Source organism: Thalassobius sp. Cn5-15 (assembly GCF_022347685.1).
Lineage (GTDB): Bacteria > Pseudomonadota > Alphaproteobacteria > Rhodobacterales > Rhodobacteraceae > Thalassobius.
This window is the reverse complement of sequence record NZ_JAKRGF010000005.1, coordinates 106,954-129,380: the sequence shown is the minus strand read 5'-3', so window position 1 is coordinate 129,380 and position 22,427 is coordinate 106,954. Positions and strand designations below refer to the sequence as shown.

The window sequence follows — 22,427 nt, the reverse complement described above, 5'->3', positions numbered from 1 at the left end:
GAATGGTCCCCACCCCGGTGGACAAACTCAGATAAACAGGCGGCGAAATAGCTAAAATCTCGCAAATAGTCCAGCAAATGCAGAAGAGCGCGACGTTCCGCGCAACACATCGTTACACAAAAATCGACGATTTTAGAAAGATTCTACATAAATCACAGATACTTATTCCACACGGCACCCTAGCCTATCCAGAACAGCGAATTGAGCAGCCGCCAGCCGTGCAACAGGTACACGAAAGGGCGAACAGGACACATAATCGAACCCTGCAGCACGTGAAAAGGCGATTGATTCGGGGCTGCCCCCGTGTTCGCCACATATCGACAAGACCAGATCCTCGCGCGCGGCGCGACCCCTTTCTGCCCCGATCTGCAAAAGTTCGCCGACACCTTCCGTGTCCAGCTCGTGGAACGGATCTTCGGGGAAGACACCTTGCTGCACATAGGCCGACATGAAACGCCCCGCGTCATCGCGCGACAAACCGTACGTCATCTGAGTGAGGTCGTTGGTCCCGAACGACAGGAAGGCGGCATGCGGCGCAATCTCCCCCGCTTTCAGTGCAGCCCGCGGTGTTTCCACCATGACACCAAGGCGATAGTCAAAATCCTGCCCCTTCTCATTGCGCACCGCCACAGCAACCGCATCAACCCGGGTTTTGACCAGTTCCACCTCACGCTTGGCCGAAACCAGCGGGATCATAATCTCCGGCACCACAGGATCGCCGTCCTGACTGGCCTCAATCGTCGCCTCAAAAATGGCGCGGGCCTGCATGTCGTAAATCTCTGGCACAGTGATCCCCAAACGCACGCCACGCATACCCAGCATCGGGTTATATTCGCCCAATGCCTCCACCCTTCGGGTCACATCTGATAGGGGCAGGTCCAATGCTTCGGCCAGTTCACGATGCCCGGTGCGGTCAGATGGCAAAAATTCATGCAACGGTGGGTCAAACAGGCGAATACACACCGGTTTGCCCTGCATGATGCGAAACAGTTCAGCGAAGTCAGCGCGTTGCATCGGCAGCAAGCGGTCCAGCGCCGCCTCCCGATCCTGTGAGGTATCGGCGAAGATCATCTCGCGCATCACAGTCAGGCGGTCCGCTTCAAAGAACATGTGTTCTGTTCGGCACAGACCAATCCCTTCGGCAGCAAAGTTTTTGGCCGTCTGCGCATCCGCTGGCGTGTCGGCATTCGCGCGCACGCCAATGTCGCGCACCGCATCAGCCCATGACATCAGGCTGCGGAAAGCGTCATCTTGCGCCGCCTCAAGCATCATAGGTTCACCCCACAGAACTTCGCCGTTGCTGCCGTCGATCGTAACCATATCGCCCGCGTGCAACTCACGTCCGTCTGGCGCGATCAGCTGCTTTTTGCGGAGGTGAAACTTGATATCCGACGCGCCCACCACACAAGGCAGACCAATGCCACGGGCAATCACCGCCGCGTGGCTGGTCATTCCACCACGTTCAGTCAGAACGGCGGCGGCCGCGTGCATGCCGCGGATGTCTTCGGGGTTGGTTTCACGGCGCACCAGAATGCAGGCCTCGCCCCGGGCGGCACTGGCCTGCGCCTCATCAGCGGAAAACACAATGCGCCCGCTGGCAGCACCGGGGCTGGCGGCAATGCCCGTCGCCAGCGTGTCGCGCGGGGCGGCGGGATCGACCTGACGGTGCAGCAATTCGTTAATCGCGCGGGGGTCGATACGGGTCAGCGCCTCTTCGCGCGGAATGATTCCATCTTCGGCCAGACTGACGGCAATGCGCACCGCAGCGCGGGCAGACCGCGCCACGCGTACCCCGTCAAGGATATGCACACGACCGTTTTCGATAGTGAATTCTGCCTGCATTTCCTCGCGCAGACGGGCGCGCATCAGGCGGGTGTGTTCCAGCAGCTGTTCAAACGGCTCCGGCAGCACCGATTGCAGTGACGGGCCGCGGCCATCCTCCTCTAGGAACATAGATTCGGAACGGTTCAGAAGCGCATCGCGCCCCTGCGACTGGCACATGTAGCGCCCGGTGATCTGTGTCTCACCGGTCTTGGAATTGACCAGTTGGATCACACCGGATCCGCATTCGCCCAGACCAAGCCCATGCGCCATTTCCTGCACCACGAGGCCAAGGCCCGCATCCGCAGGCGCCCCCTTTGCCTGACGCAAGAGACGTGCGGTCGTCCCCTCCCACGCGCGCGCCATTGATCGGAGTACTTCGGCCAGTTGCACGGCAGGGTCTTGGGGAAATTCTTCTTCGGTTTCATCCTCGTATGCACGCAACGCTTCGCTGAGGGCATCGGCGCTATCCGGCAGGATGTGGTCGAACATATCAGGGTCAAGGCGGGCGACGTGGGTCGCATAGGATTGCACGAAACGCAGGTAGATCGAACTGGCGGCTTCCCGCCCCAATGTTTCGCACAGATCCACAAACCGCGCGTCATTCATACCGATATTCAAGATTGCACCAGGGCCGCCCCAATCGGGATCTTCAGACGATGGGCGCACACACAGCAGCGCATCTTCGCCAAAGGGCGCCAGCATCGCCACCATATCCGGCATGTCCCCCGCCGCAATAGAATGCACCTCATCAAAGGAGAGCGCCACGGTTTTCGGCACCGGCAGATCCAGCCGCACCAGACGCTGCAGGCATTTCGCCCGCCCGCCATGGGTTTCGGTCGCCAGATTGGCGGTGGGGGTGATGACGGTAATTTCTTGATCGTGCTGCACTGCCGCATCCTTTCTGCGTCTCCGCAGCATAGACGGGATGGGCCGCAAGGCAAGGGCGGGTTCAATAGGAAACGTGAGGGAAGCAACCGTTACTCAAGTCATTTCACACAACACCCAACAAACAGAAAGGCCGAGGGGATGAACCCTCGGCCTTCTGCAATTCAGTCATCTGAAAGCGTTCAGCCCTCAACCCGCGCCAGGTCCGCAACGCCGCCACAGATCTGACGGATACGGCTGAGGAGGTTGAGGCGATTACGGCGCACAATCTCGTTGTCGCTGTTGACCTGCACCCCTTCAAAGAAGGCGTCGATCGGCGCACGCAACCCGGCCATCGCAGTCATCGCGGCCTCAAAATCCTCGCCTTGCATGGCGGGGGCGATGGCAGCGTCGGCTTGATCGAGGGCCGCAAACAGCGCTTTTTCCTCATCGGTTTCGGCAAATTTCACATCCGCACCGAAGGAGTATTCAACGCCATCCTTGTCCTCAGCCTGCGTGAGGATGTTGTTCGCGCGTTTGTAGCCCTGCAACAGATTTTCGCCATCATCCGTTTTCAGGAAGGCGCCCAACGCACGGGCACGCTTGACCAAGAGCGACAGGTCATCATTGCCCGGCATCGACAAGCAGGCGTCAATCACGTCATGACGCAGGCCTTCGTCTTTCAGATAGACCTTCAGACGGTCATGGAAGAAGGAGAGAAGGTCCACGGCATTTGCACCTTCATAGCCCTTACCGAACACCTCCGTCAGGCTGACACGCACCCCATTTTCCAGCACCAATCGGATCACACCCAATGCGGCACGACGCAGAGCGTAGGGGTCTTTGGAACCCGTAGGCTTTTCATCAATCGCCCAGAAACCAGTGAGCGTGTCGATCTTATCCGCCAGCGCCACAGTGGCCGAGACAGGCGCAGTGGGCACATCGTCGGACGGGCCGAGGGGGGAATAGTGTTCCTCACACGCCGCAGCTACATCAGACGGCAGGCCAGCAGCATGGGCATAATAGCGGCCCATCAGGCCCTGCAGTTCGGGGAATTCATAAACCATTTCCGAGCTTAGATCCGCCTTGGCCACCCGTGCGGCCTGTTCGGCCAGATCAGCGTCCACGCCCAGAACAGGCGCAATTTCACGCGACAGGGCAGCGATACGGTCGATCCGTGCGGCCTGCGAGCCCAGTTTGTTGTGGAAGGTCACGTTCGACAGCTGATCGGTCCACACCTCCATGCCGGAATTGGCAACGCGCAGGTCGTTGGTCCAGAAGAATTTGGCATCCGCCAGACGGGCCGACAGCACCTTTTGGTTGCCCGCCAGAATGGTTGCGCCCTGATCCTTGGTTTCACGGTTGGCGACGGTGATGAATTTTTCAATGCGGCCGGTTTTGGGGTTCTTCACGCTGAAAAACTTCTGGTGCTCTTTCATAGAGGTTTGCAAAACCTCGGCGGGCAATTCCAGAAACTCCTCATCAATGGCGCCCATCAGAACGACGGGCCATTCTACCAGACCCGCGACCTCACGCAGAAGGCCCTGATCCTCAACCACTTCCAGACCAGAGGCAAAGGCCTGATTGGTCGCGTCCTGCCAGATGGCAGCCGCACGTTCCGCCGGATCCAGAACCACATGATCGCGCTTCAGCTTCACCGCATAATCCTCAAACGAGGTGACAGCGAAACGGCCCGATCCCATGAAACGGTGACCTTCGGTGGTGTTGCCGGATGTGATGCCGTCGATGTCCAGATCGACAACCTCTGCATCGCCCGCGTCATTCGTCAGGATACACAGGATCGAATGCAGCGGACGCACCCAACGCAAAGACCCCGCGCCCCAACGCATGGATTTCGGCCAGGGGAAATTACGAATGGTCGCTTCCAGCACCTCGGCGACGATCTCGGCCGCAGGACGACCAGGCTTTTCGATGGTGGCGAAGTAGACTGCGCCTTTCGGCGTCTCGCGCTCCTCCAGCTGGTCCATGGTCAGACCTGCGCCGCGCAGGAAGCCTTCGATGGCTTTTTCGGGCGCGCCGACTTTCGGCCCCTTGCGCTCTTCGCGCACGGTAGGGCTTTCGGCCAACAAACCTTCCAGCGCCAGCGTCAAACGGCGCGGCGTGGAAAAGGCGGCGGCGCCTGCGTAGGTCAATCCGGCCTCTACCAGACCGTCGGTGATGCGTTTTTTCAGATCCTCAGCCGCTTTGCCTTGCATGCGGGCGGGGATTTCTTCGGAAAAGAGTTCGATCAGCAAATCGGGCATATCATTCACCTTCCGGGGGTGTGGGGCAGTCTGCGGGGGTGGGTTGACCGTCGAAGACAACCTCACCGCAATGATTGATCTGGTGCCAGACAAAGCCGCGTCCGTCGTCCATCACGGCGACAATGCGGTCGATGCCATAGCGGTGGTTTTCCTGCCCCATGAAGGCCAGCGCCTTGCCGCTTTCCAGCGCAGCGCCCACTTCTTTGGCATCAAAACAGTCAAACCAGCCGGGAGCCACCAAAGGAGCAGCACCTTCGTACATTTCATAGGTCTCAGTCATCATCGCCTGCGACATAGGGGTGGTGAAACAGGCGCGGTAGCGGATGGGGGAACTGTCAGAGTCGATCGCGCGAAAATCCTCATAAAGGATCGGCTCCGCTTGACCAGAGGCCAGCGCGGTCAGAACCACGTCATTGGTGCCCGTGGCCTGAACCTCATCATAGTAGGCGTAGACCTGCAGGTAATACATCGCAATGCCAGCAATGACAGAAATCACAATGAGTGCCCCCGCAAACAGCTTGCCTGACATTATGCGCCCGCCTCGGCAGTGGCGGCGTCATAGCCCCCCGCCGCCGTCATCACAAAGGCGTCCGCACATTGCTTCGCCAGCGCGCGAACGCGTCCGATGTAGGCCTGACGTTCGGTGACCGAAATCACGCCACGCGCATCCAAAAGGTTAAAGAGGTGGCTGGCCTTGATGCATTGGTCATAGGCCGGGTGCGCCATGATGATGCGTTTGCTGGTTTTGGGATCCATATACTCTTGGGCCAGGATCTTCTCACACTCAGCCTCCGCCTCTTCAAACTGTTTCAGCAGCACATCGGTATTGGCCACGTCGAAGTTCCAGCGCGCGTATTCTTCTTCGGTCTGTTTAAACACATCACCATAGGACAGCGCGATGGTGCCGTCGGGATCGTTGAACGGCATATCCATCACATGATCGACGCCAAGGATATACATCGCCAGACGTTCCAGACCGTAGGTCAATTCACCTGAAACAGGGCTGCAGTCGTGACCACCAACCTGTTGAAAATAGGTGAACTGGCTCACTTCCATACCGTCACACCACACTTCCCAGCCCAGCCCCCAGGCCCCCAAGGTCGGGCTTTCCCAGTCATCTTCAACAAAGCGAATGTCGTGCATTTCCATATCGATGCCGATCGCCGCGAGGGATCCCAGATACAGTTCCTGCAGGTTTGGCGGCGAGGGTTTGATCAGCACCTGATACTGATAGTAGTGCTGCAAACGGTTGGGGTTTTCACCATAGCGGCCATCGGTCGGGCGACGCGATGGTTGAACATAGGCCGCCGCCCAAGGGCGCGAGCCGAGAGAGCGCAGCGTGGTCGCCGGATGGAAGGTGCCAGCGCCCACTTCCATGTCATAGGGCTGCATCACGGCGCAGCCTTTGCCGGCCCAGTAATTCTGAAGCCTCAGGATGATTTCCTGAAAACTGCGCGGCTTGCTGATCGTTTCTGTCATGGCTTTTGTCATGGCTCCGTCCACACTGCCCTATTCAACCCTTCGCTGCCCCTGCCTCTCACCGGATACGCAGGCCAAAAGGCGCGCAATCGACAGCTCCGACGGGTGCTCGCCCTACCTACGGGGGCAACAGCACGGGGTCAATTGCATGCACGCGCATTATTTAAGTGCAGTGACGACTGAATTTGCTAAAAGAGCGACCAGACATACAGACGCGACAGGTAAGGACACCGCTGATTATCATGCGAACATTTGTTTCTTTTGTTATTTCCCTGCTGATGCTGGCGCGTGTTGCCAGCGCACAGGAGCAACAGGTCTGGATCCAGATCGAAGCGCAACCAAACTTGGCAGAGGCGCAGGAACGCATCCGCGACTATGCCCCCTCGCTGGCAGATCTGAACGGATTTGCCATGGATGGTGGCTGGTATGCACTGGCGCTTGGCCCCTATAGCCGCACGGATGCCGATCAGGTGCTGCGGGTTCTGCGCCGCGAAGGCCAGATCCCTCGCGACAGCTACATCGCCTTTTCCAGCGGCTACGGCCAGCAGTTCTGGCCAATCGGCGTAACAGAGCAGGCCACCGTCCCCCCTGCCCCCGCAGCAGAAGAGGCAAGCACTGCCGAAGCGATCCCGCCGCAGCCAGTGATCCCGGATGAAACCAAGGCAGAGGCGCGCCGCTCCGAACAGCGCCTGACCCGCGATGAACGCAAAGAACTACAAAGCATGCTGCAATGGGCAGGTTTCTACACCTCCGCCATCGATGGTGCCTTTGGCCGTGGCACCCGCCGCTCCATGGCAGCATGGCAGCAGGCAAACGGTTTTGAGGAAACTGGCGTGCTCACCACCGGCCAGCGCCAGATGCTGCTGCAACAGTTCAACGCTGTCCTGGAAGGTCTGGACCTGCAACAGGTCGAAGACACCACCGCCGGCATATCAATGCAACTGCCGCTTGGCGCAGTTAGGTTCGACAAATACGAAGCGCCTTACGCACAGTTCAATGCCACCGGTTTTGTCCCTGAGGCGCGTGTTCTGCTGATCTCTCAGCCCGGTGACAAGCGCACGCTATTCGGTCTTTACGACATCATGCAGACGCTGGAAATCGTGCCGCTGGAAGGTAAACGTGAACGTGGCAAAAGCAGTTTCCTGTTGACCGGCAGCAACGACCGCTTCACCTCGCACACCCAAGCAGCGCTGAAGGACGGCGAGATCAAAGGCTTCACCCTGATCTGGCCCACCGGTGATGAGGAACGCCGCGCACGTGTGTTGGGCGCGATGCAGGAAAGCTTCGCCCGCCTCAACGGCGTCATGAACGCGGCCGCTGGCACCAATAACACCCAGCGCATCGACCTGTTGTCCGGCCTGCAGATCCGCAAGCCGCGCGTCGCACGCTCTGGCTTCTTTGTAGATGGTGCTGGCACGGTTGTGACCAGCCTTGACGCTGTAAACACCTGCACCCGCATCACGCTGGAGGACGGTGTGATGGCAGAAGTGATCGGCACCGACGCAGCCCTCGGTCTGGCCGCGCTGAAACCAGTAGAGGCGCTGGCCCCATCCGAAGTGGCACAGTTGCAACGCGCAACACCGCGGCTGCAATCGGATGTGGCCGTCGCAGGCTATTCCTACGGAGGTGCCCTTGGTGCGCCGACCATGACCTTTGGCACACTGGCCGATATCGCTGGTCTGGCAGGTGAGCAAGAACTGACCCGTCTGGCACTGGCTGCACAACCCGGTGATACTGGTGGTCCGGTCTTTGATGCTGGTGGTGCGGTGATGGGCATGTTGCTGCCGCGCACAAGCGGCGCACAGCAACTGCCGCAGGACGTCAGCTTTGCCGTTGATGCGACCGCGATCGAAGGGTTCCTGACGGGCCTTGGCGTGACACCTGCAGCAACCGATGCGCTGGTCAACATGGCGCCCGAGGATCTGACCGCAAAGGCGACACAGCTGACCGTGCTGGTCAACTGCTGGGACTAACGGACACAGTGATAAAAACACAAACGGCGCCAAGAGAGGCGCCGTTTTTTATGGGCAAAGGTCTAGCTTGTCGCATGTGCGATCTGGCACCAGATTACGCCGCTCTTTCCAACGCCAGAAAAGCATAACCTCACGCGCGCCAGAATGTCACCGTCAGCATGGCGTAGACCGCCAACAGCTCTAACCGTCCGATCAGCATCGCTACGGAGAGGAGCCATTTGGCCGGATCATTCAGGCCCGCAAAGTTGCCCGCCGGTCCAATCTCATCCCCCAGCCCCGGGCCGATATTCGCCAGCGCCGAGGCGGCCCCAGACAGAGAGGTGATGAAATCCAACCCCGTCATCCCCAGAGCGACCGACAGGATCCCCATGGTGACAAGGAAGAAAACAAAGAACGACATAACAGAGTTCAAGACATCATCGTCAATCTTGCGCCCGTCAAATCGTGGCGGCACCACAGCGTTGGGGGAATGGGTTTTCATCAGCTGCGATTTGATCGAGGCAAAGAGGATCTGATAACGGAACACCTTGATTGAACAGGCGGTTGAACCCGCGCAGCCGCCAATCAACCCGATGAAGAAGAACATCGCAATCAGCAAACTGCCCCATCCCATATAATCAACAGAGGCATAGCCGGTTCCGGTCATGATCGAAGTCACATTAAACACCACCTGCCGCAGCGATTGTTCGGCGGCACGATCCTGAAACAGCACCAGCACAACTGTGGCAAAGGCAACAGTCACAACCAAAGCGCCCATAAAGCCGTATACCTGACGGTCGGCAAACAGCGCGCTGTGATGGCCGTTCAGCATCTGCACATAGCGCACAAACGGCAGCGCTGACAGGATCATGAAGATCGATGCCACATATTCCAGCGGACCGGAAAACGCCCCAAAAGAGGCGTCATAAGTGGAAAAGCCGCCCGTAGAGATGGTGGTCAGCGCATGCACCCCGGCATCGAAGGAATTCATTCCAAGGAACATATAAGACAGCGCGCACACTGCGGTCAGCGCCACGTAGATGACGGAGATCTGGCTGGCAATTTCTGTCGCGCGGGGCAGGATCTTGCCCATCGTATCGAACCCTTCGGTACGGAAAATCTGCATCCCGCCCACCCGCAGTTCGGGCAGGAACACCATCGCCACAACAATGATACCAATACCGCCCAGCCACTGCAAGATCCCGCGCCACAACAGCAATCCCTTTGCCATGTCGTCCAGCCCTGAAAACACCGTCGCACCGGTGGTGGTCAGACCTGACATCGCCTCAAAAAACGCGTCCACCGGCGCGGCCTGCGTCTGGCCGTAATAAAACGGCAGCGCGGCAAAAATCGGCAGCGCCAGCCAAACGCCGGAAGTCAGGATAAAGGTCTGCTGGATATTCAGTCCGTCCTGATTGCCGTTCTGACAGGCCAGCGACACGGTGCCGCCGATAAAGAAGGTGAGCAGCGCACTTTGAGCAAAGCTGCGCCAGTTGGGATCGCCATGCCACAGGTCCACCACCAGCGGCCCCAGCATCGTCAGCCCCAGCACAGCCACCAACAGGCCAATCACATATCCGACAGGTCTTAGATCCAACATAGATACTGCGATGGACCGCCCTGACCTCCGTGTCAAGCCCGCCCAAAATGCAGCCGCAAATACGACAAAGCCCACCGCGTCTGATCGACGGCGGCAGGCCTTTGTCTTGTGCTGCTTTGCATCCACTTTGGACCGGCATGCGCGCGGCTCAGCGGTAGAACTGGCCGCGCAGGACGTGGCACAGGATGTCGTCGCGCTTCGGGCCGATTTCGACCAGTTCAACGTCAGATCTGCGCATGCCGCAATCCAACGTATGCAAATGCGCTGTGTTTCTGGCCCGTTTCAAGGGGCCATGCCATCAACCAGCGTGATGCAGGGTCGCAAACATCTTGGGATCATAGCTTTCGGCGGCGAAAGTATCGCCTTCGGTCAGAATCGACACAGCGTCATGGCTGTGCAGGCTTTCCTGATGGCTGGCCACAACGCGGAAATCCCCCACACGCGGATCGTCTTCCAGTGCTTTGGAAAACAGCCGCGCGGCATCTTCGACGAAGATGGGATTGGCGGCATTCAGCTCGGCAAATGCCTGTTCATCTTCGCGCTTTACCATCACTTGGGTTTCGGTCGGCACCGCGTCGCGCGCCAGTTCCAGCAAATCTTCAAACCAAAGGCGGTTCGACCCCACCAGTTCGACCGAAATCCGCGCAACAGAGCGTTGCGAATGCGGCGTCGCCAGTTGACCGCGCATTTCGCGGGCGTGTTCACTCAGTTCCAGCGAACAGGGACACGTCGACGAATAGACGTAATCCAAATGCATGATCTTCTTGCGAACCCCGTTGGTCTCATTCAGTTCCAGCGCGATGTCGTAATACTGATAGCCCCAAAGGCCAGAGCGCAGCGATTGTACCTTCACCGGATAGGAAAAGCGCATCTGGATCCGCGCATCAAAGCTTTCCAGATCAGTTTTGTAATCCTCCAGCGCGGCGTTCACCACCTCGAAACTAAAGGTCTTCTCTGCATGGCGGTAGAAGGAGCGCATGATGCGCGACATGTTGATGCCCTTCTTCTCTGCCTCCAGGCTGACCGTGCCCGTGACAGAGGTTTCAAGGGTGATGTCCCCGCCATCGCGGGTGTGAAAGCGGATCGGCAGGCGGAAGTTCGAGATGCCCACATGCTGGATCGCCCGTTTGGCGCCACGGATCAGGCTGGAGGGACCGTTTTGCAGATCCGGCAGCGTGTCCTTATAGGCCGAGTCCACGACAAAATCGCTGGGGTAGTCGCGGCTGAATTCAGGGTAGGCTTTCCCCTTTAGCAGCGCCGACAAATCAGCGCCCATTTCAGCCAAATCTGCCTCGGATGCGGTTTGCGCCCAGACACGCAGACGGGCCAGCGCTTCGCGCGCCTCGTCCGCTTGTGTGTCCGCGGCAGTCACATCACCGTCGATTTCAGAGGCATGAACGTTCATGGCAAGTGTTCCCCAACCTGCTGTTGCCAAGGCAACCGGTGAACCGACAACCTAATGCAGTTCCCGAAAATTGCCAAACTTTACCGTGAAGTAGTAAAGCCAAAGCTCTGCTGCAATGCCACTTACGGCAAAAGGAGGACGCAAAGCGTCCCCCCAAGATCTTTTTCGCCCAGTAGGCGCCTGAGCACAGGGATGACCAATCAGGCCTGATCCAGCGCCTGCATAAGGTCAGCGATCAGATCATCCGCATCCTCAAGCCCGACGGAGAAACGCACCAGGCCAGGCGTGATACCCAGATCAACCTTCTGCTCTGCGGGCAGACGCTGGTGGGTGGTGGTTGCCGGATGGGTGGCGATAGATTTCGCGTCGCCCAAGTTATTGGAAATCACCGCAATCTGGATCGCGTTGAGGAAACGGAAACAGGCCTCCTGGCCGCCCTTCACCTCAACCGACAGGACGGTGCCGCCCTTTTCCATCTGCGCAACGGTCAGGTCATACTGAGCATGATCTTTAAGACCGGGGAAGATTACACGATCCAGTTTTGGATGGCCTTGCAGCGCCTCAGCGATTTTCAGCGCAGACTCGGCCTGTGCGCGCACCCGCAGGTCGATCGTTTCCAGACCCTTTAGCATAATCCATGCGGAGAACGGGCTCATCGCGGCGCCGGTGTGTTTCAGATAAGGTTCTACCGTGCCGCGAATAAACTCTTTGCTGCCCAGAATCACACCGCCCAGCGCACGCCCCTGACCATCAATATGCTTGGTCGCAGAGTAAACGATCACATCAGCGCCCAGTTCCACCGCGCGGCTGTAAACAGGGGTAGAAAAGACGTTATCGACCACCACCAGTGCGCCAACCGCATGGGCCAGTTCCGACACGGATTTGATGTCGATGACTTCCAGTGTCGGGTTCGACACCGATTCAAAGAACACCAATTTGGTATCCTCGCGGATCGCGTCACGCCATTCATCCAGATCGGTACCATCAACCAGTGTCACCTCAACGCCGAAACGCACCAGAATATCCTCAAGGATATAGAGGCAGGAGCCAAACAGCGCCTTGGCCGCAACCACATGATCGCCAGCCTTCAGCCCCGACATCAGTGCGCCGTTCACAGCCGCCATACCCGATGCGGTGGCAAAGGCGTCCTCAGTCCCTTCCAGCGCGGCAATGCGGTTTTCGAACATGGCAACAGTCGGGTTACCATAGCGGGCATAGATAAATTCATCATCGCCCGACTTCAGAAACCGCTGTTCAGCTTGTTCAGCGGTGTCATACACAAAACCCTGCGTGAGAAAGATCGCTTCGCTCACCTCATTGTACTGCGAACGGCGGGTGCCGCCATGAACCAGTTTCGTGCGTTTGTTCCAGCTGTCGCTCATCTCAAAACCTCCGGGCCTGTGCCCAAAATAAAAAAGCCCCGACGCGGTCAAGCGAAAGGGACTCTTTCCTCCTGACCTCTTTAGCGGCATGTTTAACGTGGCCCGCAATCCGGTAACAAATCGCCACGGCTGTCTGATACGCCTCTGGCTGCCGTGGGTCAAGCATCGCGCCTGCCCTGCCCGCGCGACGTTCAGATCACATCTGTTTGAACGCACAACTCCTGTGCGTCGCTACCAGCCCACTTGCACGAGCGTGCAAATCCGCCATCATCGTCCCAGTTTATCAGGAGCGTGACATGCCACAACCGATTGATCTTTATTACTGGCCAACCCCGAACGGATGGAAAATCTCCATCGCGCTGGAGGAAATGGGCCTGCCTTATAACCTACATCTGGTCGACATCGGCGCAGGCGCGCAGTTTGAACCGGATTTTCTGAAAATTGCCCCGAACAACCGCATGCCTGCGATTGTTGACCCCGAAGGCCCTGACGGTGCGCCGATCTCACTGTTCGAAAGCGGCGCGATCCTGCAATATCTGGCGCGCAAAACCGGCAAGTTCTACGGATCGAATGCCCGTGAACAGGCAGCGGTAGAGCAGTGGCTGATGTGGCAGATGGGCGGCGTGGGTCCAATGGCCGGTCAGGCGCACCACTTTCTGAAATATGCGCCTGCGATGGATCCGCCGCATGATCTGCCCTACGCCAAGGACCGCTACCGCAATGAGGTCAGCCGTCTGTATCGCGTGCTGGACACCCAACTGGCCGACAATGAATTCGTCGCCGGTGATTTCTACTCCATCGCCGACATGGCGATCTGGCCATGGGCGCGACTTTGGGAAGGCCAGCAGCAGGATCTGAGTGATAAGCCCAACCTGAAACGCTGGCTGGACCAGATGGAAGCGCGCGAAGCCGTTACAACCGGCTTCAAACTGGCCAAGGATCAGCGTTCCAAACTGGAAGACGATAAAGCAGCGCAAAAACTTCTATTTAAACAGAAGGGCTAAGGCCACTCGCACCGGAATTTGACGCCAAATTCCGATGGGCTTTCTCGCGTCAGAAAGCCCGCATCACGCCATCGATCAGGACGCTTTGCTGTCCTGATCACCCTCTTCCTGCAGCGCATGAGCCTGAAACAGCTTTGCCTGCGTCATGAAGAAGATGAAGATCGCAGCCGTCAGGCCGAAGGTTTTGAAATAGACCCAGGTTTCTTCGCTGAAACCACGCCACATCACCTCATTCAGCGCGGCCAGCCCGAAGAAGAAAAACATCAACCGACGGGTCAGGATCATCCACCCCTCATGCGTCAACGACAGCGCCGAATCCATCAACGTCGCCAGATAACTGGTGCCACGCAGCAGCCCAAATCCCAGCGCCCCGCCAAAGAATAGATAAAGCAGCGTCGGCTTCATCTTGAAAAATCTGTCGTCATTCAGCCAGACTGTCAGCCCACCAAAAAACACCACCAACACCAGCGTGAAAATCTGCATCGTCGACAGGTGACCTGTCAGACGCCACAGGATCAAGGTCGACAAAACCAACAACGGAATGAACCCTGCAGTGACCGCAATGAACCCATCATAGCTGTTCCCGCCCACAATAAAGACCTCGTCCTTCAGCAGGATATAGGCTGCAAAAAACGCCGCGATCGGGCCGAACTCCAATACGGATTTCAGCATCGGGTTCACGGTTTTCACCGCTTGATCTTTGGCCGGAGTCGGCTGGGTCATCTTGGTTCCTTACAAATATCTGTCGCGCTACTGTGCCAGCGTTCCCCCCATATTGGGGTTTTAACCACCAAGTTCAACAATCACCGCCCCCAGCGCAATCAGTGCCATCAGCGCAATGCGACGCGGGCCGACGGTTTCTTTCAGAAACAGCCAACCAATGAGGGCGGCAAAAACAGTGGATGTTTCACGCAAAACCGCCGCCTCCCCCACCTTGTCCAGACGGGTCGCCATCATCACAGACCCAAAGCTGGCAAAGGCGACAAGCCCTCCAATCACACCGCGCAGCATCAATGGGCCGGGTGCAGGCGGATTGGGGAGGTTACGCCAGCGCAGATAGGCAATAGGCGGCATCGCCAATCCGTCGATCAGGAAAAACCAGGCCAAAAACGTAAACGGATCTGCGGTCGCTCGGATGCCATAGGCGTCGTAGGTGGTGTATAGTGCCACAAACAACCCCGTCGCTGCCGCCAACGCCATAGCCACACCCAATGTGTCGCGCGATGAGGTGAGGAAGATCATATTGTAGATCGCCAAGCCAAAAATCCCGCAGAGCAGCACACCAACACCGGTCCATTGAACCCAGCTGAACGTCTCACCAAACACGAGATAAGCGCCCACCACGGTGAACAGCGGCCCCATGCCCCGCACCACCGGATAGACCACGGTAAAGTCGCCTTTGGTATAGGCAAAGCTTTGCAACAGCTTGTAGCCCACATGGATCAGAAACGCGCCCGCGAAGATCGGCCACATATGTGGTTCTGGCCAAGGCACCACAAACAGTGCAAAGGGCGCGGCCATTGCGGCATAGCTGAAATCAATGGCCCCTCGTGAAAGCCACGGATCATGACGCCCCTTTTGCAGCGCACCAAAGACGGCATGCAAAAACGCCGCTGCCAGCGCCAGCACAAGCGCCAGTTGATGCCCTGCCTCTGTGCCCTCCAGCGATGTTAGCCATGCGCTCATATCAGGCACTCATATCAGAAAAGAAAGGCGCTTAGATCACGCGGGGTTCGAACTGCCCCATCTCGATGTCGCGCAGACGCTCCAGACGTTCCGAGATATCCATCTCGCGCCCGTCATGGCCCAGAACCACAGTGCCGCCATCGGCGTGTTTGGCGTATTCGTCAATCAGCGCCGACACGATGGTGTCGATAGTAAACGGGCTGCGATATCGGCGCAGCAGGCACAGATCGGTGATCCGCGGCAGCGCGTCCTCTTGCGCAGAATCCCAGATCAGGCGGCCCGCGCCAATCAGAATGTCACCGTGGGTGACAACCACCTCTGCATAGAGAATACGGTCAGACCCCCATTTGTCATCGCCCGGAAACGGATAGCTCAACCGGCAGCCGTCCAGCAGTTCATCTACCGCCTCATGCAGCGCCACGATATCCCAACCGTGTTCGTTTTTCAGTGTGTCATGAATTTCAAGCATCGTGACCCGTCAGCGCCTTTGCAAAGTCTTCGGGATCAAAGGCTTGCAGATCGTCGATCTGCTCCCCCACACCAATGGCGTGGATCGGCAGGCCGAACCTGTCGGCCAAGGCCACCAGCACGCCGCCCTTTGCGGTCCCATCCAGTTTCGTCATTATCAGGCCAGACACATCCGCCAATTCGCCAAAAGTGGCCACTTGGTTCAATGCGTTCTGTCCGGTGGTCGCGTCCAGCACCAACAGGGTGTTGTGCGGCGCGGTTTCATCTTTCTTGCGGATCACCCGCACGATCTTGGCCAGTTCTTCCATCAGGTCAGACCGGTTCTGCAAACGCCCTGCGGTGTCGATCAGCAGCAGGTCCGCACCGTCTGCCTCGGCCCGTGCCATGGCGTCAAACGCCAGACTCGCAGGGTCCGAACCCTCAGGCGCGGTCAAGACCGGAACGCCAGCGCGTTCGCCCCAAACCTGCAGCTGTTCAACCGCAGCGGCGCGGAAGGTATCACCGGCGGCAATCACCACCGATTTGCCCGCAGCGCGAAACTGACTGGCCAGTTTCCCAATAGTGGTGGTCTTGCCCGACCCGTTGACGCCCACAACCAGCACGACCTGCGGCTTCTTGGCGTAGATCGGCAAAGGTTTCGCAACGTTTTCCATGATCCGTGCGACCTCTGCGGACAAAAGGCCCTTGATCTCATGTGTCGACAGCTTCTTGCCAAAACGCCCTTCGGCGATGTTGGCGGTCACGCGGGTTGCGGTTTCCACCCCCATGTCAGAGGCGATCAACAATTCCTCGAGCTGTTCCAACATATCGTCGTCGAGCACACGGCGAGTCACTTCGCGTGGCTCGGCCCCAGCCTCGGACCGGCCCATCAGGCGGCCGAAGAAACCGGGCTTTGCCGTCTCAGCCTCGGGCGCCGTTTCCGGCGCTTCTGAGGTGTTGTTCTGCGCGGGGAGAGAGGCCAGAGCCTGCGGCGCCTCAACCTGAGCGGGCTGAGTGGACTCTGCCGCCTCAACCTCGCCGCCCTCTTCGACAATAGCGTCCAGCCCATCCTCAATCCGAGAGGAGGATTTGGTCAAACGTTGCTTTAATTTGCCGAAAAAAGACATCGGGGACTCCGCCAGTGTTTGAAATGACCTAGCCAGTTCCCGCCCCCTATGGAAGGCCAAGCCCTTGTTTTCTTGGGGATTAGCCTGTGGAAAACCCTGTGAGACTCAATGTATTTTAACGCGATGAATCCATAAAAAATAAGCACTTGGCAGATGTGGGAAAACCAAATTGGCGCCACTCCGCCGATCCAGTGCCAAAACGGACACATGGAGCCAGAAAATCGCCGAAATCGCCGTTTTTCCGGCTCCGGTGCCCATTTTCGCAGAGAAAGAGGGAATCGGTTTGGTTGAAAGCACTCAATCGCAAACGGCGTGCAACCCAGCCACCAAAATGGTCAAATCATACGTTTGAACAGCACCTGTCCGCCCGAAGTATCGCACCTTCAAAACGAAACTATGGGTGGGAATTGCGCCGATAATTGTCCGATGGAATCCAATTCACAGATCTATCCACAAAACATCCCACGTGACCCTGCGCCGCGTTTGCACGCAGGCATTTGCGCCGCTACAGTTGCCCAAACGGCAGGTTTGCGGAAATTCTTAACCATGTGGCTCTTTACCTTTGCAACCTTCCTGCCAACTGCTCTGCTGATCCTTGGCGCCGTGTTTGGCGGTGTCTGGGTCTGGGCGGCGCTGCTGACCATTACAGTCTTCACTTGGGTGGTTGATAAACTAAGCGCCCGCGCCGCTAACCCGCAGGCTGAGTTTCCCAGTGGCGATATGCTCTCTGCCACTCTGGCGCTGCTGCATTTGCCGATGCTGGCACTGGCGGTCTGGGCCATTGGCGGTGACACCAGCCTGGGCATTGCAGAACGGTTTGGCCTGTTGATCAGTTACGGGCTGTTTTTCGGGCAGGTCGGCCATCCCAACGCGCATGAGCTGATCCACCGTCCCAATCGCTGGCTGCGGCGGCTGGGAAAGATGATCTATTCAACGCTTCTGATCGGCCATCACGCCTCTGCACATCCGCTGGTGCATCATGTGCATGTGGCCACAGAACGTGACCCCAGTTCCGCGCCACGCGGACAAGGGTTTTGGCAATTTGCACCACATTGCTGGCTGCGCGGGTTCCGTGCCGGCCTCGTGGCAGAGAACAGGCGATATGCAACGCGCAGCGTGCTGGCTCATCCATACCTGCACTACACCCTGATCGCACTGGCAACGCTAGGCGCGGCAGGTTTGATGGGCGTGGGGCCTCTCTTCGCCCTGCTGGCAGTTGCAGGCTATGCGCAGATCCAGATCATGCTCGCGGATTATGTGCAGCACTACGGGTTGCGGCGCGACATCATTGAAAATGGTCGCGTTGAGCCTGTTGGCCCACAGCACAGCTGGAACACACCGCACCGCTATTCATCGGCGATGATGCTAAACGCGCCGCGCCATTCGGACCATCACCTGAACCCAACGCGTCCCTACCCCGGCCTGCGGCTGGATCATCGGATGCCGCTGTTGCCCTATGCGCTGCCGACCATGGCGGTGATCGCCCTGTGGCCACGTCTATGGCGCCGCGTCATGGATCCACGGCTGGATGCCCTGGTAAAATAGTAGCAGCAGACGGCGCGTTTCATGATCCAGAAAACGCAAACGGCGCCCCGTGGGGGGCGCCGTCCTAAACTCTCTAAATCTGTGGATCACGCCCCGTCCGGCGCGTCCCCCAGATCCTCAAGCCGTGGCATCAGATCCAAGAGCGACTTGGTGTAGTCGGTCTTCGGCGCGTTAAACAACGCTTCAGTCTCTTGCAGTTCCACCAACTGACCCGCCTTCATCACCGCCACGCGGTCACACATCTGGCGCACCACCGGCAAGTCATGGCTGATAAACAGCATGGTCAGGCCCAGATGTTCCTGCAAATCCTTGAGGATATTAAGGATCTGCGCCTGAATAGACACATCCAATGCGGACGTCGGTTCATCACAGATCAGGAAGCGCGGCTGGGTGGCCAGCGCCCGTGCGATCGCGATCCGCTGCCGCTGACCGCCAGAGAATTCATGCGGATATTTAAACGCAGCCTCTGCGCCCAGACCCACACGCTCCAGCAGCTCTGCCACCCGTTGATCAACAGCCTTGCCATCCAGCAGTCGGTGGTGGCGGATCGGCTCTGCCACGATCTGGTCCACCCGCATCCGCGGGTTAAGCGACGAATATGGATCCTGAAAGATCATCTGGATCTCTTTACGATATTCTGCCTGACGGGCTTTATCGCTTAGATCACTGACCAGTTTTCCGTCAAATTCAACCGACCCACCGTCCAACTGATAGAGGCCGGAAATCATCCGTGCGATGGTGGATTTACCGGAACCAGATTCGCCCACAACACCGAAGACTTCACCCGGACGGATGTCAAAGCTGACATTGTCCACGGCAGTGAAGTAATCGCGGTCCCATGGCAAGAGGCCCTGACGCTTTATGAAGGTCTTGGTCACACCCTTCACTTCCAACAGCGGACGGGAAGGATCGTTTTCCACCTTCGGCCAAGAGCGCGCCAGATCCTCAATCGCAAAGCGTGTTTCGCGGCCACCGTAGGACAGCTGCGGGAAACGGTGCAGACGACGCTGTGGACGCGGCACGGCCGCGATCAGAGATTGGGTGTATTCATGACGCGGTGCGCCGATCACCTGCGAGGTGTCGCCTGTTTCCACCACTTTACCGCCATACATCACAGTCACCTTATCGGTGGTGTCGGCAATCACGCCCATATCGTGGGTGATCAGGATCACGCCGACCTGACGCTCATTTGCCAGCTCGCGGATCAGATCGAGGATCTGCGCCTGAACCGAAACATCCAGCGCGGTTGTGGGTTCATCTGCAATGATCACCTCTGGCTCTGAACACAGCGCCAATGCGATCACCACCCGTTGACGCATCCCGCCAGAAAACTGGTGCGGATACTGATCCAATCGGCTGTCAGGATCAGGGATGCCCACGCGATCAATAAGATCGCGAGCGCGTTTATTCGCCTCAGCCTCGCTCACATCTAGATGGGCGCGGATGGTTTCCACCAGCTGCTGACGCACGGTGAACAGCGGGTTGAGCGACGTCAGTGGATCCTGAAAGATCATCGAGATACGACGTCCGCGCAGCGAACGCATCGCCGTCGCATCCAGACCGCTGATCGCATCGCCCTGCAACTCAATCGCGCCTTGGGCAATACGGCCGGGACGTTCCAGCAGACCCATGATGGCCGCACCGATGGTGGATTTACCCGCGCCGGATTCGCCGACGAGGCCGTGAATTTGTCCCGGTTCCACCGACAGGTCGGCAGCGTCCACAGCGGTGAAGACACCGCGGCGGGTTGGAAACTCAACCGTGAGGTTTTTGATATTCAACAAGCTCATGATTTCATCACCGCAGTTTGGGGTTCAACGCATCGCGCAGCCAGTCGCCCAGCAGGTTTACACTGAGCGCAAGCGCCAGCAAGGTGCAGGCTGGGAAGAAGAGGATCCACCACTCACCCGAGAAGAGGAAGCCCTGACCGACACGGATCAAAGTGCCAAGGCTCGGCTGGGTAGGCGGCGCCCCCACACCCAAGAAAGACAGTGTTGCCTCAGCAATAATCGCCAGCGCCAGCGAAATGGTGGCAATCACCAAAACAGGCGACAGCACGTTCGGCAGGATGTGACGGAACATGATCGGAATGCTGCCGCGTCCGATCAGACGGGCGGCTTGAACGTATTCCTTATTCTTTTCCACCATAGTTGCGCCACGCACAACACGGGCAAACTGCACCCAGTCAGACAAGCCAATCGCAAGAATCAGCACCCAGATCGCCATTTGGTCGCGGTATTCCACTGGCGTCACGCCCTTGGCGATGCCGAATATCAACATGGCCACAAGGATCGACGGGAAGGTCAGCTGCACATCCGCGGTACGCATGATCAGCGTGTCAGTCCAGCCACCGTAGTAGCCAGAAACAAGACCTGCGATCACCCCCAGCGTCAGGCCCAGCATGACGGCGGCAAAGCCTACAAAGAGCGAGATGCGCAGACCATAGAGGATGGTCGAGAACACATCCCGGCCCTGATCGTCAGTACCCAGCCAGAAGGTATTGCCGGTAAAGGCGTTAGGCTCATTCGGCGGGGTGAAGCCGTTCATCAGATTCAGCGTCGCCGGATCAAACGGATTGTAAGGCGCGATCAGCGGCGCAAAAATCGCCGCAAGGATCAGCGTCATCGCCACCGCGAGCGAAATCATTGCCACGGGGGAACGGCGGAAAGCATAGGCCAGATCGCTGTCCCAAGCCCGCGCGAGGCGGGATTTGGGTCGCGATTTCGAGGTTGTTGTTGTCTCAGTCATCTCTTTTCCTCACCCGCGCAGACGTGGGTCAATCGCCACATAGAGCAGATCGACAATCAGGTTGATGCCCACGAACAGGACAGAAATCATCATCAGATAGGCGGCCATAACTGGCACATCAACGAACTGCACCGCGTTGATGAACAACAGACCAACACCCGGCCACTGGAACACGGTTTCGGTAATGATCGCGAAGGCGATGATTGAGCCAAGTTGCAGGCCGGTCACAGTGATCACCGGCACCATGGTATTTTTCAACGCATGGCGGAAGTTGATCAGCCGCTCCGACAGCCCGCGCGCACGGGCGAAACGGACGTAGTCCTGACGCAGGACCTCCATCATTTCAGACCGCACAAGGCGCATGATCAGCGTCATCTGGTAAAGCCCGAGCGTGATTGCCGGCAAGATCAGAGCCTTCAGCCCGCTGGCGGTCAGGAAACCGGTGGTCCAATTGCCCACCTGCACAACTTCACCACGGCCAAAGGACGGCAGCAGGTCCAACTCGACCGAGAAGACGTAGATCAGCAGGATCCCGATCAGGAAAGTCGGCAGCGACACGCCCACCAGTGATACAGTCATCACCGCGTTGGTCAGCCAGCCATCGCGGCGGATCGCGGTCACAACCCCCAAAACAATGCCGAAGAACAGCGCAAGGAAGCCCGAAACCAGCGCCAGTTCCAGCGTTGCAGGCAGGCGTTCAGCGATGATGTCGGTGACGGGACGGCCCTGACGGTAGGACACGCCCATGTTGCCGTCAGCGGCGTTCATCAGGAACTTCCAGTATTGCACCGGAAACGGCTGATCCAGACCCAGTTGGGCGCGCAGGCGGTCGATATCCTCCTGCGTGCGCTCCTGACCTAGCATGTTATCGATGGGATCCCCAACGAAATTGAACATCGCAAAGGCCACCAGACCCACGACGAATAGAACGATGACGGATTGCAAAACCCGTCTGACAATATAGGAAAACACGTTGTCCCCACTTTGATGATTTTGCCGCACCCACGGACGGTGCAGCGTTACATTTCAGTTTATTTGGTGTCGAAACTGATCGCGGATCATCTTGAGGTCCCAAGATCAGCCAACACTGTCTTCTGCGC

Annotated in this window: 17 protein-coding genes and 1 riboswitch; of the genes, 3 read left to right on the top strand and 14 right to left on the bottom strand. The window is 58.1% G+C overall.

From position 1 onward, the window contains the following. Positions 1–162: 162 nt before the first annotated feature. The 4 genes from MHM86_RS12380 to MHM86_RS12365 all read right to left on the bottom strand — a co-directional run bounded on the left by MHM86_RS12380 (position 163) and on the right by MHM86_RS12365 (position 6,431). Positions 163–2,742, bottom strand: a complete 2,580-nt coding sequence (locus tag MHM86_RS12380; protein ID WP_239200018.1) for a putative PEP-binding protein — start codon at positions 2,740–2,742, stop codon at positions 163–165. 149 nt (positions 2,743–2,891) lie between these two features. Next, on the bottom strand, positions 2,892–4,952 hold the full coding sequence (gene glyS / locus MHM86_RS12375; protein ID WP_239200015.1) for a glycine--tRNA ligase subunit beta: 2,061 nt from the start codon (positions 4,950–4,952) through the stop codon (positions 2,892–2,894). A gap of 1 nt (position 4,953) precedes the next feature. Beyond that, positions 4,954–5,481 carry a DUF6446 family protein gene (locus tag MHM86_RS12370; protein ID WP_239200013.1) on the bottom strand — a complete coding sequence of 176 codons (528 nt, stop codon included), beginning with the start codon at positions 5,479–5,481 and terminating at the stop codon, positions 4,954–4,956. Next, a complete protein-coding gene (locus tag MHM86_RS12365) occupies positions 5,481–6,431 on the bottom strand; it encodes a glycine--tRNA ligase subunit alpha (RefSeq protein ID WP_239200362.1) in 951 nt (316 codons plus the stop codon). Before MHM86_RS12365 ends, MHM86_RS12370 begins: the two co-directional genes overlap by 1 nt. A 242-nt stretch (positions 6,432–6,673) precedes the next feature. Here MHM86_RS12365 and MHM86_RS12360 point away from each other — a divergent pair, with 242 nt between their 5' ends. Continuing rightward, the gene (locus tag MHM86_RS12360; protein ID WP_239200011.1) at positions 6,674–8,404 is read left to right on the top strand and encodes a trypsin-like peptidase domain-containing protein; all 1,731 of its coding nucleotides are present in this window, start codon (positions 6,674–6,676) and stop codon (positions 8,402–8,404) included. 130 nt (positions 8,405–8,534) lie between these two features. Here MHM86_RS12360 and MHM86_RS12355 read toward each other — a convergent pair whose 3' ends face one another. The 3 genes from MHM86_RS12355 to metZ form a co-directional block, all read right to left on the bottom strand. Beyond that, on the bottom strand, positions 8,535–9,983 hold the full coding sequence (locus MHM86_RS12355) for a TrkH family potassium uptake protein (RefSeq protein ID WP_239200009.1): 1,449 nt from the start codon (positions 9,981–9,983) through the stop codon (positions 8,535–8,537). A gap of 298 nt (positions 9,984–10,281) precedes the next feature. Further along, a complete protein-coding gene (gene folE2 / locus MHM86_RS12350; RefSeq protein ID WP_239200007.1) occupies positions 10,282–11,388 on the bottom strand; it encodes a GTP cyclohydrolase FolE2 in 1,107 nt (368 codons plus the stop codon). Between the two features lie 200 nt (positions 11,389–11,588). Then, positions 11,589–12,770 (bottom strand): O-succinylhomoserine sulfhydrylase, encoded by a 1,182-nt coding sequence (gene metZ / locus MHM86_RS12345; RefSeq protein ID WP_239200005.1) that lies wholly within the window; start codon positions 12,768–12,770, stop codon positions 11,589–11,591. A 59-nt stretch (positions 12,771–12,829) separates the two neighbouring features. Next, positions 12,830–12,907, bottom strand: a riboswitch (SAM riboswitch). Between the two features lie 159 nt (positions 12,908–13,066). On the opposite strand from metZ, the gene MHM86_RS12340 reads away from it, so the two are divergent. Beyond that, on the top strand, positions 13,067–13,774 hold the full coding sequence (locus MHM86_RS12340; protein ID WP_239200003.1) for a glutathione S-transferase N-terminal domain-containing protein: 708 nt from the start codon (positions 13,067–13,069) through the stop codon (positions 13,772–13,774). 75 nt (positions 13,775–13,849) lie between these two features. Here the strand turns inward: MHM86_RS12340 and MHM86_RS12335 are convergent, their stop codons facing one another. Genes MHM86_RS12335 through ftsY form a run of 4 tightly spaced genes read right to left on the bottom strand, consistent with a single transcriptional unit; the run spans position 13,850 to position 17,034 of the window. Further along, positions 13,850–14,497, bottom strand: coding sequence for an inner membrane-spanning protein YciB (locus MHM86_RS12335; RefSeq protein WP_239200001.1), 648 nt, complete (start codon positions 14,495–14,497; stop codon positions 13,850–13,852). Positions 14,498–14,557: 60 nt separating this feature from the next. Next, positions 14,558–15,460, bottom strand: a complete 903-nt coding sequence (locus MHM86_RS12330; RefSeq protein ID WP_239199999.1) for an EamA family transporter — start codon at positions 15,458–15,460, stop codon at positions 14,558–14,560. 31 nt (positions 15,461–15,491) lie between these two features. Next, positions 15,492–15,929, bottom strand: a complete 438-nt coding sequence (locus tag MHM86_RS12325; protein ID WP_239199996.1) for a hypothetical protein — start codon at positions 15,927–15,929, stop codon at positions 15,492–15,494. Then, positions 15,922–17,034, bottom strand: a complete 1,113-nt coding sequence (gene ftsY, locus MHM86_RS12320) for a signal recognition particle-docking protein FtsY (protein WP_239199994.1) — start codon at positions 17,032–17,034, stop codon at positions 15,922–15,924. Before ftsY ends, MHM86_RS12325 begins: the two co-directional genes overlap by 8 nt. Positions 17,035–17,580: 546 nt before the next feature. Here ftsY and MHM86_RS12315 point away from each other — a divergent pair. Further along, a complete protein-coding gene (locus MHM86_RS12315; protein ID WP_239199992.1) occupies positions 17,581–18,579 on the top strand; it encodes an alkane 1-monooxygenase in 999 nt (332 codons plus the stop codon). A gap of 86 nt (positions 18,580–18,665) precedes the next feature. Here MHM86_RS12315 and MHM86_RS12310 read toward each other — a convergent pair whose 3' ends face one another. Genes MHM86_RS12310 through MHM86_RS12300 form a run of 3 tightly spaced genes read right to left on the bottom strand, consistent with a single transcriptional unit; the run spans position 18,666 to position 22,299 of the window. After that, positions 18,666–20,369: an ABC transporter ATP-binding protein gene (locus MHM86_RS12310; protein WP_239199990.1), complete on the bottom strand. Its 1,704-nt coding sequence runs from the start codon at positions 20,367–20,369 to the stop codon at positions 18,666–18,668. A 7-nt stretch (positions 20,370–20,376) separates the two neighbouring features. Beyond that, positions 20,377–21,327 carry an ABC transporter permease gene (locus MHM86_RS12305; RefSeq protein ID WP_239199988.1) on the bottom strand — a complete coding sequence of 317 codons (951 nt, stop codon included), beginning with the start codon at positions 21,325–21,327 and terminating at the stop codon, positions 20,377–20,379. Between the two features lie 9 nt (positions 21,328–21,336). Further along, positions 21,337–22,299 (bottom strand): ABC transporter permease, encoded by a 963-nt coding sequence (locus MHM86_RS12300; protein WP_239199986.1) that lies wholly within the window; start codon positions 22,297–22,299, stop codon positions 21,337–21,339. Positions 22,300–22,427 lie beyond the last annotated feature (128 nt).

Bases quoted from the DNA above. Each gene is read 5' to 3' on its own strand.
- MHM86_RS12330 (WP_239199999.1), bottom strand. From the start codon at position 15,460: ATGAGCGCATGGCTAACATCGCTGGAGGGCACAGAGGCAGGGCATCAA.
- MHM86_RS12325 (WP_239199996.1), bottom strand. From the start codon at position 15,929: ATGCTTGAAATTCATGACACACTGAAAAACGAACACGGTTGGGATATC.
- MHM86_RS12370 (WP_239200013.1), bottom strand. From the start codon at position 5,481: ATGTCAGGCAAGCTGTTTGCGGGGGCACTCATTGTGATTTCTGTCATT.
- glyS (WP_239200015.1), bottom strand. From the start codon at position 4,952: ATGCCCGATTTGCTGATCGAACTCTTTTCCGAAGAAATCCCCGCCCGC.
- metZ (WP_239200005.1), bottom strand. From the start codon at position 12,770: ATGAGCGACAGCTGGAACAAACGCACGAAACTGGTTCATGGCGGCACC.
- MHM86_RS12380 (WP_239200018.1), bottom strand. From the start codon at position 2,742: ATGCTGCGGAGACGCAGAAAGGATGCGGCAGTGCAGCACGATCAAGAA.
- MHM86_RS12365 (WP_239200362.1), bottom strand. From the start codon at position 6,431: ATGACAGAAACGATCAGCAAGCCGCGCAGTTTTCAGGAAATCATCCTG.
- MHM86_RS12310 (WP_239199990.1), bottom strand. From the start codon at position 20,369: ATGAGCTTGTTGAATATCAAAAACCTCACGGTTGAGTTTCCAACCCGC.
- MHM86_RS12315 (WP_239199992.1), top strand. From the start codon at position 17,581: ATGTGGCTCTTTACCTTTGCAACCTTCCTGCCAACTGCTCTGCTGATC.
- MHM86_RS12335 (WP_239200001.1), bottom strand. From the start codon at position 14,497: ATGACCCAGCCGACTCCGGCCAAAGATCAAGCGGTGAAAACCGTGAAC.
- folE2 (WP_239200007.1), bottom strand. From the start codon at position 11,388: ATGAACGTTCATGCCTCTGAAATCGACGGTGATGTGACTGCCGCGGAC.
- ftsY (WP_239199994.1), bottom strand. From the start codon at position 17,034: ATGTCTTTTTTCGGCAAATTAAAGCAACGTTTGACCAAATCCTCCTCT.
- MHM86_RS12305 (WP_239199988.1), bottom strand. From the start codon at position 21,327: ATGACTGAGACAACAACAACCTCGAAATCGCGACCCAAATCCCGCCTC.
- MHM86_RS12360 (WP_239200011.1), top strand. From the start codon at position 6,674: ATGCGAACATTTGTTTCTTTTGTTATTTCCCTGCTGATGCTGGCGCGT.
- MHM86_RS12340 (WP_239200003.1), top strand. From the start codon at position 13,067: ATGCCACAACCGATTGATCTTTATTACTGGCCAACCCCGAACGGATGG.
- MHM86_RS12355 (WP_239200009.1), bottom strand. From the start codon at position 9,983: ATGTTGGATCTAAGACCTGTCGGATATGTGATTGGCCTGTTGGTGGCT.